This is a genomic window from Acinetobacter sp. YH16053, assembly GCF_013417035.1.
GTDB lineage: Bacteria > Pseudomonadota > Gammaproteobacteria > Pseudomonadales > Moraxellaceae > Acinetobacter > Acinetobacter towneri.
Genome location: NZ_VPEP01000001.1, coordinates 311,558 through 325,202, shown reverse-complemented (window position 1 = coordinate 325,202; position 13,645 = coordinate 311,558). Strand labels below are relative to the sequence as shown.

9 protein-coding genes are annotated in these 13,645 nt (G+C 40.8%); 3 read left to right on the top strand and 6 right to left on the bottom strand.

Annotation, left to right across the window (positions count from 1 at the left end; genetic code table 11):
• Nucleotides 1-83: 83 nt before the first annotated feature.
• Nucleotides 84-2,369, bottom strand: a complete 2,286-nt coding sequence (locus tag FTV43_RS01580) for a P-loop NTPase fold protein (RefSeq protein ID WP_179994707.1) — start codon at nt 2,367-2,369, stop codon at nt 84-86.
• Nucleotides 2,370-2,476: 107 nt separating this feature from the next.
• Nucleotides 2,477-5,371: a valine--tRNA ligase gene (locus tag FTV43_RS01575; protein WP_179994706.1), complete on the bottom strand. Its 2,895-nt coding sequence runs from the start codon at nt 5,369-5,371 to the stop codon at nt 2,477-2,479.
• Nucleotides 5,372-5,622: 251 nt separating this feature from the next.
• On the opposite strand from FTV43_RS01575, the gene FTV43_RS01570 reads away from it, so the two are divergent.
• The 3 genes from FTV43_RS01570 to FTV43_RS01560 are packed head-to-tail and all read left to right on the top strand — an operon-like array spanning nt 5,623 to nt 7,991.
• Nucleotides 5,623-6,291, top strand: a complete 669-nt coding sequence (locus FTV43_RS01570; RefSeq protein ID WP_104853126.1) for a hypothetical protein — start codon at nt 5,623-5,625, stop codon at nt 6,289-6,291.
• 42 nt (nt 6,292-6,333) lie between these two features.
• A complete protein-coding gene (locus FTV43_RS01565; protein ID WP_178319247.1) occupies nt 6,334-7,140 on the top strand; it encodes an SDR family NAD(P)-dependent oxidoreductase in 807 nt (268 codons plus the stop codon).
• 56 nt (nt 7,141-7,196) lie between these two features.
• Complete coding sequence (locus FTV43_RS01560) at nt 7,197-7,991, top strand: hypothetical protein (RefSeq protein WP_179994705.1); 795 nt, start codon at nt 7,197-7,199, stop codon at nt 7,989-7,991.
• A 27-nt stretch (nt 7,992-8,018) separates the two neighbouring features.
• Here FTV43_RS01560 and FTV43_RS01555 read toward each other — a convergent pair whose 3' ends face one another.
• From FTV43_RS01555 to FTV43_RS01540, 4 genes are all read right to left on the bottom strand, one after another.
• Nucleotides 8,019-8,480, bottom strand: coding sequence for a YbjQ family protein (locus tag FTV43_RS01555; protein WP_004972286.1), 462 nt, complete (start codon nt 8,478-8,480; stop codon nt 8,019-8,021).
• A 31-nt stretch (nt 8,481-8,511) separates the two neighbouring features.
• The gene (locus FTV43_RS01550; protein ID WP_019837046.1) at nt 8,512-8,868 is read right to left on the bottom strand and encodes a YbjQ family protein; all 357 of its coding nucleotides are present in this window, start codon (nt 8,866-8,868) and stop codon (nt 8,512-8,514) included.
• Between the two features lie 140 nt (nt 8,869-9,008).
• Nucleotides 9,009-10,454 (bottom strand): multidrug efflux RND transporter AdeIJK outer membrane channel subunit AdeK, encoded by a 1,446-nt coding sequence (gene adeK, locus FTV43_RS01545; RefSeq protein WP_179994736.1) that lies wholly within the window; start codon nt 10,452-10,454, stop codon nt 9,009-9,011.
• Nucleotides 10,454-13,633 carry an efflux RND transporter permease subunit gene (locus FTV43_RS01540; RefSeq protein ID WP_179994704.1) on the bottom strand — a complete coding sequence of 1,060 codons (3,180 nt, stop codon included), beginning with the start codon at nt 13,631-13,633 and terminating at the stop codon, nt 10,454-10,456. Before FTV43_RS01540 ends, adeK begins: the two co-directional genes overlap by 1 nt.
• Nucleotides 13,634-13,645 lie beyond the last annotated feature (12 nt).

The window sequence follows — 13,645 nt, the reverse complement described above, 5'->3', positions numbered from 1 at the left end:
AGGGAACATTCATTACTAAATCCATGTATGCATTAAATTAAATGACGCTCCCTCTCCCTATGGGAGAGGGTTGGGGGTGAGGGCTAGTCATCAAAATCATCATCTCTTCCATTAGCTTTATTTTCGAATCCTTTTCTGAGCATTTTGATTAAGTCATTTTCCTCTTCTGAAAGAATAGAAAGATCAGCAGAGTTGATTATGTTTGATATGCGAGGAATGTTTAAGAACTTTATAACAGTATCAGCTTTAATATATCTTTTGACATGAGGTTTAGTATAGGAACCGCCATAAGATGTAGTACTTTGGATCATTGTCTTAAGTATCTTTAGAATGCCTTGTATATCCTGAGTTTCGGATTCAAACCAATTAAGAGTATCAGAAGAGTTCCCCCATTCTATCCAAAGATACATAAATGAACGGAATGATGGGTTTTTAATTATAGAGTCAGGGTTTGAGATACAAAATTGACTTAATTTAAGAATAAAATCTTTTTTGAGTTGTTCAAAATCTGAATCATCTAATAGAGTATCAGCATTATTATCTCTAGATTTATGTTCTTCAATTAGAATATCTTTAATAATAGAGAAATTTAGATATTGATTAATATAGTCAGATAGAAGTTTGGCTCTTTCTTTATTATTAGGCAAACTTTCTAAACACTGTAATGCCAATCTGAATAAACGTCTTTGTGCTGTAAAGAAAAAACCACTGCTTGAGTCACTATTGATTTCTTCACCCGCATCTAACATTGCATATAGATATGATTCGAAATTTTCTTTAGGAACTTGTTTACTATATGCTTCAAATTTAGATAAAAAATCTTCTAACACGTTTCTTGCATCTAAGGCGAGGATTTTATCTTTTAGCTGTTCTCTATTAGCAGTTAGTTTCAGGAAATTTATAAAGTCGGACGTAGAAAAGTCTTCACTATCAAAACTAAGTTTGAAATACTTATCAAAATGGTCTTTATGGCATACTCTGAGTTGCGTAAACCATTCTTGATAAGATGTATGATCATGGTAATAGTTGCTAATGATCCACTGAGTAGTAGGAAAAAGGTTTTCCAAGATACCTTTGACAGATTCTCTATTTTTCTCAGAAGCACTCTTGATAATATCTTCAATAATTCGTGAATACTTTACCTTGTCCGTCTGATTGTTACCTGAGACAGAACGCAAAGTTGTAAAAGCTTCTTTAGAGTTGGAAAGTTTGCTATAAACATTCGGCTCAAATACTCTTAAGCATTCAATGGCTATCAAATCTATTGGATCTGCTTCAAAAATCTCATTATTTTTAAAAAGATTGAAGTTAAAGCAAAGAGTAGAATTGAATCTATAAACATTTCTTAGATTATTAAAATAGTTTTTTAAACCTTCATGATAAATCTCAGCCCATCTTTCTTGGTCAAATTTTTTGTCAGCATCAGTGTGACTATTTATCACATTGTCTAATAGGTTAAATAAAATTTCGTGGACTTGTTTTAATTGAATTTGTGGAATTATAAAAGGGATCTGAATAATTTTTTCTAGATAGTTTTCACCAGATTGTGTATTGTCAGTGAGTTTTTTTTCTACAATATCTTTCTGAAATAAAAGTAAAAATATTACATTAGGAAAATCAGTATTTGCTTTAATTAATTGAAAGATCATTCGCAACTCTATAGTTGTTAAACGATCAATATCATCCATAACAATTAAAAGAGGAGTCGTCCTATTCTTTAAAGCGGTAATTAATTCCTCACGAATTTCTGCTAAGTTCTTTTCATTTAATTTAGATTTTTTTTCGTAGTTTTCTGAAAGTTTCCCTAACAATTCGCTCCCCTTTTCTGTGGCTGGTAAGACTAAAGCTATAAAAGAGGTAATCGTTGCAATGAGTATTGGCAATTGTGTATTGTCAGTAAAGTAACTGCTAATTACACCTGTACTTAAAATTGAAGTTACAAGAAGAGGTAGCGCTAAATTAGCACCCTTGAGAAAAGTGTGTGCCGTAGATAAATGATTGCCATATTTCGCAAATATATTTGCCAAATTTTGATCTTCTTTAGATGAATCCTTTCTTCCAATAGATTTTGATATCTCGTCAAAAAACGCCTGAACAATCTTCTCTTGAGCTGACCATTCCCACGGTGAAAACTCTATAATTGTGGGCGGGTCATCTTGTTGCTTTGAATACGATAACGCCATATTTTTAATTGATGATTTTCCTGAACCCCAATCGCCATGTAACGCAATAACTAAGCTTTCGTCACCCTTCCACTGAGAAATAGCATCGCTTAAGTTTTTTGCAAAATCAGCTCGACCCAATACGTCTTGTTCTATGTTTTTAATTGGTCTATCGGCAGAAAATGCGAATTTATCTATATTTGTCATGTTGAGATATTTATAAAGTTTTCATCAAATAATTCTATCAAATATCATTATGATTTTAATAAAAATCCCCTCACTAGGAGGGGATTTCTTTGAATCAAACTAGAGCATTAAAGCGCCGCAATCTGCTCCATATTCGCTTTAATCTTCGCTAACTGGTCAGCAAACTCAGCCAATTTCGCTTTTTCACCTTCAACCACAGCCGCAGGTGCTTTCGCCACAAACCCTTCATTTGCAAGTTTAGTGGCAATTTGGTCATGCTGCTTTTGAACCTTGTCTAAGTCTTTTTGTAGGCGACCCAATTCCGCTTTCGGGTCAATTAAGCCCTTCATTGGAACGTATACAGACACGTGACCAACGACAGAAGAAGAAGACAATGGCGGTTGTTCGCCATCTGCCAAGAAGGTAATGCTCTCAACTTTTGCCAATGCTTTAAACAACGGTTCAATACGAGAAATTTGTGCTTTTTCTGCTTCAGTGGTATTTTGCAGAAGAACAGGCAATAAACGAGCATTCCCTAGACCCATTTCACCACGAATGTTACGCACCGCACCAATTAAACCTTGTAGCCATTGCATATCTGCTTCGGCTTGTTCGTTGATTTTGGCTTCATCTGCAACAGGGTAGTTTGCCAACATAATGGTTTCGCCACCCAAGCCAATCATTGGCGCAAGGGTTTGCCAAATTTCTTCAGTTAAGTACGGCATGATTGGATGAGCAAGACGTAAAGAAGCTTCCATCACCGCAAGCAATACACGACGAACTTCGGCTTTGCGTTCTTCAGAAACAGACTCATCATTCAGAACAGGTTTGGTTAGCTCTACATACCAGTCGCAGTATTCATTCCAAATAAAGTCATAAATCGCTTGCGCAGCCAAGTCTAAACGGTAAGTTGCAAACGCTTGATGAACAGCTTGCTCTGCCTTTTGTAAACGGCTCACAATCCACTGTTCAGGCAATTCCCAAAGGTCTTGACGTGCCTCTTGACCAACCGTTTGACCTTCAACATTCATCAATACAAAACGGGTAGCATTCCAAATTTTGTTGGCAAAGTTACGATAACCTTCCACACGTTTCATATCAAACTTGATGTCACGACCTGTATTTGCCAATGCGCAGAAGGTAAAACGAACCGCGTCTGTGCCATAAGCCTGAATCCCTTCTGGGAATTCTTTGCGGGTCGATTTTTCAATTTTCGCTGCTTGTTTCGGGTTCATCAAACCCGTCGTACGTTTCTGTACTAAAGTTTCAAGATCTACACCATCAATCAAGTCTAATGGGTCAAGCACGTTGCCCTTAGACTTCGACATTTTTTGACCTTCGCTGTCACGTACCAAACCGTGAACGTAAACTGTTTTGAACGGTACTTGTGGCGTGCCATCTTCATTCTTCATGAAGTGCATGGTCATCATGATCATACGCGCCACCCAGAAGAAGATGATGTCAAAACCTGTCACCAATACATCAGTGGAGTGGAAGGTATTTAAGAAGTAGTTTTCTGCATCTTTCTTGGCATCACCCGTCCAACCTAAGGTCGAGAATGTCCAAAGTGCAGAGGAGAACCATGTATCCAGTACGTCTTCGTCTTGGTTTAATTGAACATCGGCAGGGATATTATTTTTCGTACGAACTTCTTCTTCGTTACGACCTACATAAACATTGCCTTCAGCATCGTACCAAGCAGGAATACGGTGACCCCACCACAATTGACGCGAGATACACCAGTCTTGAATGTTGTTCATCCACGCCATATACATATTGCTGTATTGCTCAGGCACGAACTTGATGCGACCATCTTGCACCGCTTCAATTGCAGGTTGCGCTAACGGTGCAATTTTCACATACCATTGGTCAGTCAATAATGGCTCAACAATTACGCCCGAACGGTCACCGCGAGGTGGTTTCAAGGTGTACGGTTGGATTTGATCTAACCAACCTTCGCTTTCCGCTTGTTCAACTAATTTTTTACGTGCTTCAAAACGCTCTAAACCAATGTAGTCTGCAGGTGCAGGAATGGTTTTAGAAATTTGTTCGCCTGCTTTCGCAATATATTCAAACTCAGCCAATACTTCAGCATTTTTGTTGAAGATATTGATGATTGGCAATTCGCAGCGTTTACCCACTTCATAGTCATTGAAGTCGTGTGCAGGGGTAATTTTTACACAACCTGTACCGAATTCTTTATCGACATACTCATCTTTTACGATTGGAACGGCACGACCTGTAATTGGGAGGATGATGTTTTGACCAACAAGGTGCGAGTAACGCTCATCATCAAGGGCAACCGCAACCGCAGTATCACCCAGCAATGTTTCAGGACGAGTGGTTGCCACTACAATGTGATCTTTACCATCGTGAGTGCGTAGTGATTTATCTTCAAAGAAATATTTGAAGTGCCACAATGAACCTTGTTCTTCTTTATCCGACTCAACTTCTAAGTCAGAAAGGGCAGTTTGTAATTTTGGATCCCAGTTTACAAGGCGTTTGCCGCGGTAAATTAAACCTTCTTCGTGTAATTTCACGAAAACTTCTTTCACCGCATTCGATAAGCCTTCGTCCATAGTGAAGCGTTCACGTGACCAATCTACCGAAGAACCTAAACGGCGGATTTGACGGGTAATGTTACCGCCAGATTGTTCTTTCCATTCCCAGACTTTTTCGATGAATTTTTCACGACCTAAGTCATGGCGGCTGATATTTTGCGCGCCCAATTGACGCTCTACTACCATTTGTGTGGCAATACCCGCGTGGTCTGTACCCGGTTGCCATAAAGTATTTTTACCCGACATACGGTTAAAGCGCGTGAGGGCATCCATAATGGCGTTGTTAAAACCATGACCCATGTGCAAGCTACCTGTGACGTTTGGCGGCGGAATCATGATACAGAATGATTCGCCTTTTTCAGACGGCTTAAAGTAGCCGTTTTCTTCCCAAGTCTTGTACCATTTTTTCTCGATCTCGGTAGGATCGTAGGTTGTAGCAATATTTTGCGCTGAATCAGTCATAGTAAGAACAGGTTAAAAGTGAATAAAAAATTGCAACTATTGTAGCAAAAAAATTGCCTGCTAAGCGAGATTCAACTCAGCCAAACTTATCGCAATTGGCAGTTGGGCAAACTCATCGTATGATGGGCGACAAGTATGATAAAAACTTCAAGTTCTCCGTTGCCTGTAACACTGTTTTAAACTGGGTTTAAGCAATGGATTTTAAAATAGATGAAAACACATCAATACGGTCAAAATAGGCAAGTTCAGTTATGACTTATGCTGTATCTTTAAAATTAAAACCAGAAACATATCAAAGATTTCAACACATTCATCAACAACTCAATGCAGGTGAATCGGAAAGTTTATCTAAAGCTTTGGGGGCGGTACTGACCGATATTTCTTGTGAAATTATTGAGCAACTTTTTGGTGAATTGTCACGTTCTAGTCATTCACTGGATGGTGAATCTGAAAAAATTATTCAGCAAGTCATACAAACCATGCAAAAATATATGCCATGGTCGGTGTCGTTTTTTGGCAATGAACGCTTAACGCCTATGGTGAATTATCTGGCAAGCATGATGTATCAGCAGGAAGGGCAAGGTTTTGTGACTTATCCTGTCGATAGTATTGTTATGAAAGAAACGTTGGGTTGTATTGAGCAAATTCGGCAGGGCAACAGTGCATGTATTGCGCCTGCATTTAAAGGGTTTACTCAAATTATTGATCAGGGCGTGGGTTATTTAATTCGTGATCCGAAAAAAATGCTGAAATTTAATTTGGTGGTCGATAAAACTTTAAACGGCGTGATTCATTTGACTACGCAACTGGGGTATAAACGCCTAGAAAAAATGGGTGCGCAATTCGATTTGGAAAGTGCAGAGATATATTTAAACCATTTTCTTGGGTTTTTGCAGCATCCTGTAAAACCTAAGACTTAAATTTTGATGACTTAAATTTTTAAATAACGCGGACAAACGGTTATGGCAAAACGGGAAAACTTGGAACATAAAGTGGTGTGGATTACAGGTGCATCTTCTGGCATTGGTAAGGCATTGGCAAAAGAGTGTGCTTTACAAGGTGCACAAGTGATTTTAACCGCACGTCGTTATGAAGAACTTGAAAAAGTACGCGTGAGTTTGCTGAATCCTGAACGTCATCTTTCTGTATGTGCAGACATCACCAATGAAAGTCAGGTGTTACATGCGTATGAACAAGTTTTGGCACGTAAAGGACGCATTGACTGGCTAATTAATAATGCAGGTTTAAGTCAGCGCGCTTTAATTGCCGATACCACTATGCAGACTGAACGCACCATTATGGAAGTGGATTATTTTTCTCAGGTCTTTCTGACCAAAACTGTCTTGCCGACCTTTTTACAGCAAAAACATGGTCGCATTATTTTTGTATCTAGTGTTGCAGCATTATTGGGTACGCAATATCGCGCGTCATATTCTGCAGCGAAAAGTGCTATTCACATGTGGGCGAATAGTTTGCGTGCCGAAGTAGCGGAGCAGGGCGTACAGGTTTCAGTTGTTTTCCCAGGATTTGTAAATACCAATGTGTCTTTTAATGCATTAAATGGTGAAGGCAAACCACAAGGACATCAAGATGAAGCCATTGAAAATGGTTTAGATGCTGATGTTTTTGCTAAAAATACAGTTGAAGCACTCATGGCAGGCGATGAATATATCGTGGTCGGGGGCGCTAAAGAAAAACTGGGCGTGTTGGTGTCGCGTTTATCGCCAAGTACTTTATATAAAATGATTCGTAAAACCAAAGTGAAGTAATTTTTAATCAAAGTGACTTCAAAATAAAATAATAAAAACAAAAAGAAGGATGAGCCATGCGTTTAATAATGAAAGGTTTTTTTTTTATCAGCGCGTGGCTTTTCGCTTTCTTAGGGATGACTCAAACGACATTTGCCAAATTACAAACAAACGATGATTCGTTGTGTAAACAACCTGAATATATTGAAAAGATTTTACGACAGCACACAAATACAACCACAGTGAATGAGGACTTTTTGGCTTGTGCAGATTTCCCCAATGTTCCTGAACAAACTTTAATTGCTTATGCTGAAACTCAGACAAAAGATGATCAACCTGTAGATGATTATCAGCTGACTTTTTTAACCGTAAATAGTAAAACGCAAAAGCTTCATTCAATCTATCACGTGAAAGAGCTTTTGCCTTCAGATGCAATTGAACTGCGTTCTATCCAATTAGATTTGGCGCCGTATCAAGTTTCTGAAAGCTTAAGGGCAATTGGTTTAAGAAGGAATTATGCAGGACGTTCAAGTGCCAATCCATTTTCGGCGCAAGTACTCGATTTATATGATTTACAACATAACAAGAAAATTTTAAACGGCTTAATCGTAGCGCGCTATCAGGCAGAAACCGATACACGTTGTAATGCCAAAGTAATAGAAAGCAAAGCTATTTTAATGATCTTGCGAAATACAACTCGACAATATTTTGATATGCAATTACGTGATCGTATTCAACATTATGAAATGTCGGGCGATTTAGAAAATTGCAAAGAAACTAAACGAGTGTCTACTCAACAGCGTTTCACTTTAAAATTTGATGGTCGGCAATATCAAATTCCTCAGCCTTATCGAGATCAGTATTTATACTAAATTCTTTACAAACGCTGAAAGATGTACTCAGCGTTTTGCAGAGAATTGACTAACGCTATTTTGAACCGCCGTTCCATAAGCAAAGACTTCGACCATGCCGCCTTGCATCCCCAATTCTGTGGTGCTTAAACGCAGCCCCATAATATGATTTGCGCCCATTTTTTCAGCTTCTAATTTTAAACGGACGATGGCTTCACGACGCGCCCGCTCGACAATACTTTCATAACTGGTCAAGCGCCCGCCAAAGAAGTTCTGAATATTGGCAATCACAAACTTAAAATAATCATGAGAAATGACCACATTGCTGTGTATCAATTGCCCAAAATTGGGACTGGTCTGGAAGCGGTTATTATCAATCTGAATATAACTTAAACGCAGTTCTTGCTCGGCTAAATATTTGAAATGTTTGCGTTCGTTGTGTCGCCCAAAACCAAAGCCTACGGCAAATAAAATCGCAAAGACAACAATTTGCAGAATTAAATTATCCATGTGATGTTATTCCTGTTCAATAATCTTTGCTTTAATGTGATGCTGGAAATGGGTCTGGAAGTTTAGGAATATCTGCTTCGACCACCACTGCTGTACCGTAAACAAATAATTCCGAAGCACCTTGGGCAATGTTTGAGGTAGAAAAGCGAATCCCAACAATAGCATTGGCACCTAAACCACGTGCCTTTGCAATCATACGATCCATTGCTTCTTGGCGTGATTCTTCTAGTAATTCGGTATAAGCCGTTAATTCACCACCGACAATATTTTTGAGTCCAGCCAACAAATCGCGCCCCACATGCTTACTGCGTACGGTGCTGCCATAAACCACATCAATTTGCCGTGAAATACGATGACCCGGTACAGATTCAAGATTACTGAGCAACATAAGATTCTAATATTTAAAACAAGACGTATTGAAGATATGAAATGTATTGGCAAAAAGCAATAAAAAAAGCCCACCGAAGTGAGCTGATTGAGTCTTTGTGTCTGAGCTGTTAAGCAGCAAATTTAGGTAGAAGCAAAGGCTTATTGCGCTTTACGTTCTGCCGATGATGCAGCTTGCGAAGTGGCATCTGAAGTATTGGCTTTTACACCGCCACCCAAAGATTTATATAACTCCACCTGATTGTTCAAATTGGCTTGTTCCAACAACAATAAACCTTGTTCTGCTGCATAAGACGTACGCTGTGCATCCAACACGGTTAAATAGTTATCTATGCCTGCGCGGAAGCGTGCATTAGATAATTTATAAGTGGTATTGGTCGCATCAACCAAGCGTTTTTGTGCCGCTAAACGATCACCAATATTTTGACGAACTGCTAAGGCATCATTTACTTCACGGAACGCAGACTGAATTGATTTTTCATAGTCTGCCAAAGCAATTTGCTGATCCGTTTCAGAAATTTTGATGTTGGCTTGGCGTGTGCCCCAATCAAAAATTGGCAAGTCGATGCTCGGGCCCACTGCCCAAACAAAACTGCCTGATTTAAACAAATCGCTCAAGTCAGTTGATGCATAGCCTGCATTGCCCGTAAGGCTAATGCTTGGGAATAAACGAGCTTTTGCTGCGCCGATATTGGCACCCGCAGCCGATAGTCGATATTCTGCAGTACGAATATCAGGGCGGTTATTTAGCAAGTCACTAGGTAAGCCTGCACCAATTGCGGTATTGTTAGTAATACGTGTTACACGCTGCGTTGGCAATAATGCACTTGGAACTTGTTCGCCCACCAACAAGTTCAGCAAGTTTTGTGCTTGCGCGACTTGGGTTTTATAGTTGGCAACGTCATTACGTGCTGTTTCTACCGAAATTTGTGCTTGGCGCACAGGTACTTCGCTGTCGATACCCACATCAAAACGCTTTTTGTTAAGATTGTAAGATTCAAGCTGAGCTTTTAAAGTTTGATCTGCCAGTTTCAAATTGGCATTGGCAAACGAGTAGTTGAGCCATGCTTGTGCGACCTGACCAATCAAAGCAATTTGTGTGGCATCACGCGAGCTTTGAGTTGCCAAGAAATTATCTAAGGCATTGTCTTTTAGGCTGCGTACACGACCCCAAAAATCTAGTTCGTAGGCAGTGACACCTAAACCAACGTTATAGCGTGTGTGAGTTCCTAAAGCAGTACCTTGATCTTGACGTAGTACGCCACCGCTAGCACCAATGGTAGGTAACTGGTTGTTTTCGGTAATTTGATAGGCTTGTTGGGCACGTTGGATATTCAGCGTCGCTGTGCGTAAATCACGGTTATTGTTCAATGCCATATCTAAGACTTGTAATAAGCGTTGATCGGCAAAGAAATCTTTATAACCTTGTTCAGCCACAGAAATACCCGATGCAGCAGCAGTATAGCTGCTTGGAATACTTGCCTGAGCGACGGGCTCTGGCCCACGCATACTTTGACAAGCTGTCAAAGCAAGCGCGAGGGCAGAAACCGCAATACCACGGCCTGTATGCGACCATAAGTTTTGCATCACGATACATGCTCCTGATGATTTTGTTGTTTTGGTTTGTATTTAAAGATACTTCTAATCCAGACATAGAATACAGGAATAAAGAAAATACCTAACAAGGTTGAGCTAATCACACCACCTAAAACACCATAACCGACCGAGTGTTGGCTACCTGCACCCGCACCTGATGAAAGTGCAAGCGGCAATACACCAAAACCAAAGGCCAACGTGGTCATAATGATTGGACGTAAACGCATTTTTGCAGCATGCAAAGTGGCTTCAAACAGGTCTTCACCTTTTTCTTGTAGCTCTTTGGCAAATTCCACAATCAAAATCGCGTTTTTAGCAGATAAACCAATCACGGCAATAATTGCCACTTGGAAGTAAATGTTGTTGGATAGGTTCGGGTTTTTGAACAAAATCATACCACTGAAGGTGAGCAATAATGCTCCGACAATACCCAACGGTACCACCAACAGCACCGAAAATGGAATAGACCAACTTTCATACAAGGCTGCCAAACATAAGAATACAATCAGTAATGACAGTGCATAGAGGAATGGTGCCTGATCGCCCGATTCACGTTCTTCAAGCGATAAACCTGTCCATTCATAATCAAAGCCGTTTAAGCCCATAGAAGGTAGTTTTGCGACAATTTCTTCCATTGCTTGCATGGCTTCACCAGAGCTGACACCTGGCGCAGGTGAACCCTGAATGTTCTTGGCAGATACGCCGTTATAGCGTTCCAAACGCGGTGAACCATAAGTCCATTCACCTGTTGCAAAGGCAGAGAATGGCACCATATCACCACTATTGTTGCGGACATACCACTTGTTCAGGTCTTCAGGCATCATGCGTGAGTCTGATTCAGCTTGAACATAGACTTTTTTCACACGACCACGGTCAATAAAATCATTGATGTACGAACCACCCCAAGCCATGCTCATGGTGCTGTTGATTTCAGCAATGCTGACACCTGCCGCACCTGCTTGCGCTTGGTCAATAATAATACGGTACTGTGGCGTATCTTCCTGACCATTTGGACGCACCCCCATTAAGCGTGGGTCTTTCGCTGCTTCACCCAAGACAATATTACGTGCCATGGTGAGTTTTTCGTGACCATTGCCCGCAGCATCTTTCAGTTGTAAGTTAAAGCCTGAGCTGACCCCTAATTCTGGCATCGCAGGAAGCTGTAATGGCATGATGTAAGTGGCATCTTTCACAATCATGTTCAGTGCCATACCACGCTGGATGATTGCACCGACTTGTGATTCGGGGCTCGTACGCTCACTCCAGTCTTTTAGCTTAATGAATGCCATACCTGCGTTTTGACCAATCCCTGTAAAAGAGAAGCCCGAAACACTAAATACCGACTCCACATGCTCTTTTTCATTTTCTCTGAAAAAGTTGCTCATGCTGGTCATGGTGGCTTCAGTACGTTCCAGAGTCGCATTTGGCGGGAGTTGAACCAATGTCATCACCACACCCTGATCTTCATCAGGTAAGAATGATGATGGTAGTTTTTGGAACAATAACACAATAATGCCCAGTACCACTGCATATAAAACCCCCGAGAAGATTTTATGATGTGTCATGCGGTTAACACCGCCTTGATACTTAACCGAGAGCTTATCAAAACTGCTGTTAAACCAGCGGAAGAAACGCGCAAAAATACCGTTGCTTTCAGGTTTGTTTGGATCGTGCTGTTTGAGAATTGTGGCACACAGGGCAGGGGTAAAGGTCAACGCCACCACCAGTGACAACACCATCGCAGTCACAAGAGTAATAGAGAATTGACGATAAATAACGCCTGTTGTTCCACCAAAGAATGCCATAGGTATAAATACCGCAGACAATACCGAGGTAATCCCGATCAGTGCGCCTGAAATCTGTTTCATTGACTTTTCAGTCGCCGCTACAGGGTCAAGATGTTCTTCGACCATGACACGTTCTACGTTTTCCACCACGACAATTGCGTCATCGACCAATAAACCAATCGCCAGTACCATGGCAAACATGGTCAGAGTGTTAATCGTGAAGCCAAACATATTGATCACGGCAAAAGTACCCAGTACTACCACAGGCACGGCCATGGTTGGAATAATTGTGGCACGCCAGTTCTGCAAGAACAGGAACATCACAATAAAGACCAAAATGATCGCTTCAATTAAAGTTTTAACAACACTCTTAATCGAAAGTTCAATGAATGGTGTGGTATCAAAGGCCAATTCATCCTTTAAACCCGCAGGGTAGTTTGGACGTAACTGTTTGAGACGTTCTTCCACAGCAGCAGCAGTATCTAGGGCGTTAGCACCTGTAGACAGTCTAATCGCGACACCGCCTGCAGGCTTACCGTTGTATTTGGAAATAAACTGATAGTTGTCTGCACCAAGTTCAATTCGTGCGACATCACCCAAGCGCACTTGAGCGCCCGAAGCGGTATTCTTTAGGAAAATATTGCTAAATTGTTCAGGTGTTTGCAGCAAGCTTTGCGCAGTTACCGTCGCATTTAAAGCTTGACCTTGAGTTGCAGGTGCACCGCCCAATTGACCTACCGCAACCTGTGCGTTTTGGGTACGAATCGCTTGAGCAATATCACTTGGTGTGACTTGCAAACTTGCCATTTTGGCAGGATCCATCCAAATACGCATGGCGTATGAGCCACCAAAGACTTGAACTTCACCGACACCAGCAACACGGCTCAGCGGTTCAGAAATGTTAGAGTTAACATAGTCTTTAATATCATCGGCAGAAAGGTTTTCGTCAGGTGAATAAAAAGCGAGAACCTGTAAGAAGCTCGCTCCTGATTTGGTCACTTTCACGCCTTGACGTTGCACATCATCAGGCAACAGCGCCGTAGCAGATTGTAATTTATTCTGTACTTGAACCTGTGCAATATCTGGGTCGATACCTTGTTCAAAGTTTAAAGTAATGGATGCAGAACCATTACCCGCACTGTTGGATGAAATATAGCGCAATCCATCTAAGCCGTTCATTTGCTGTTCAATGATTTGCGTAACTGTGTTTTCTACAGTTTCAGCAGATGCACCCGGATAGGTTGCAGCAATGGTGACCGTTGGCGGTGCAATGGTCGGATATTGGGCAATTGGCATATTGGTGAGGGTAATAATCCCCGCCAACATGATCACCAATGAAATCACCCATGCAAAAATGGGGCGATGAATAAAAAAGTGAGCCATTAACGTCTACTC

Coding starts and splice junctions, on each gene's coding strand:
- FTV43_RS01580 (WP_179994707.1), bottom strand. CDS start 2,369: ATGACAAATATAGATAAATTCGCATTTTCTGCCGATAGACCAATTAAA.
- FTV43_RS01575 (WP_179994706.1), bottom strand. CDS start 5,371: ATGACTGATTCAGCGCAAAATATTGCTACAACCTACGATCCTACCGAG.
- FTV43_RS01570 (WP_104853126.1), top strand. CDS start 5,623: ATGACTTATGCTGTATCTTTAAAATTAAAACCAGAAACATATCAAAGA.
- FTV43_RS01565 (WP_178319247.1), top strand. CDS start 6,334: ATGGCAAAACGGGAAAACTTGGAACATAAAGTGGTGTGGATTACAGGT.
- FTV43_RS01560 (WP_179994705.1), top strand. CDS start 7,197: ATGCGTTTAATAATGAAAGGTTTTTTTTTTATCAGCGCGTGGCTTTTC.
- FTV43_RS01555 (WP_004972286.1), bottom strand. CDS start 8,480: ATGGATAATTTAATTCTGCAAATTGTTGTCTTTGCGATTTTATTTGCC.
- FTV43_RS01550 (WP_019837046.1), bottom strand. CDS start 8,868: ATGTTGCTCAGTAATCTTGAATCTGTACCGGGTCATCGTATTTCACGG.
- adeK (WP_179994736.1), bottom strand. CDS start 10,454: ATGCAAAACTTATGGTCGCATACAGGCCGTGGTATTGCGGTTTCTGCC.
- FTV43_RS01540 (WP_179994704.1), bottom strand. CDS start 13,633: ATGGCTCACTTTTTTATTCATCGCCCCATTTTTGCATGGGTGATTTCA.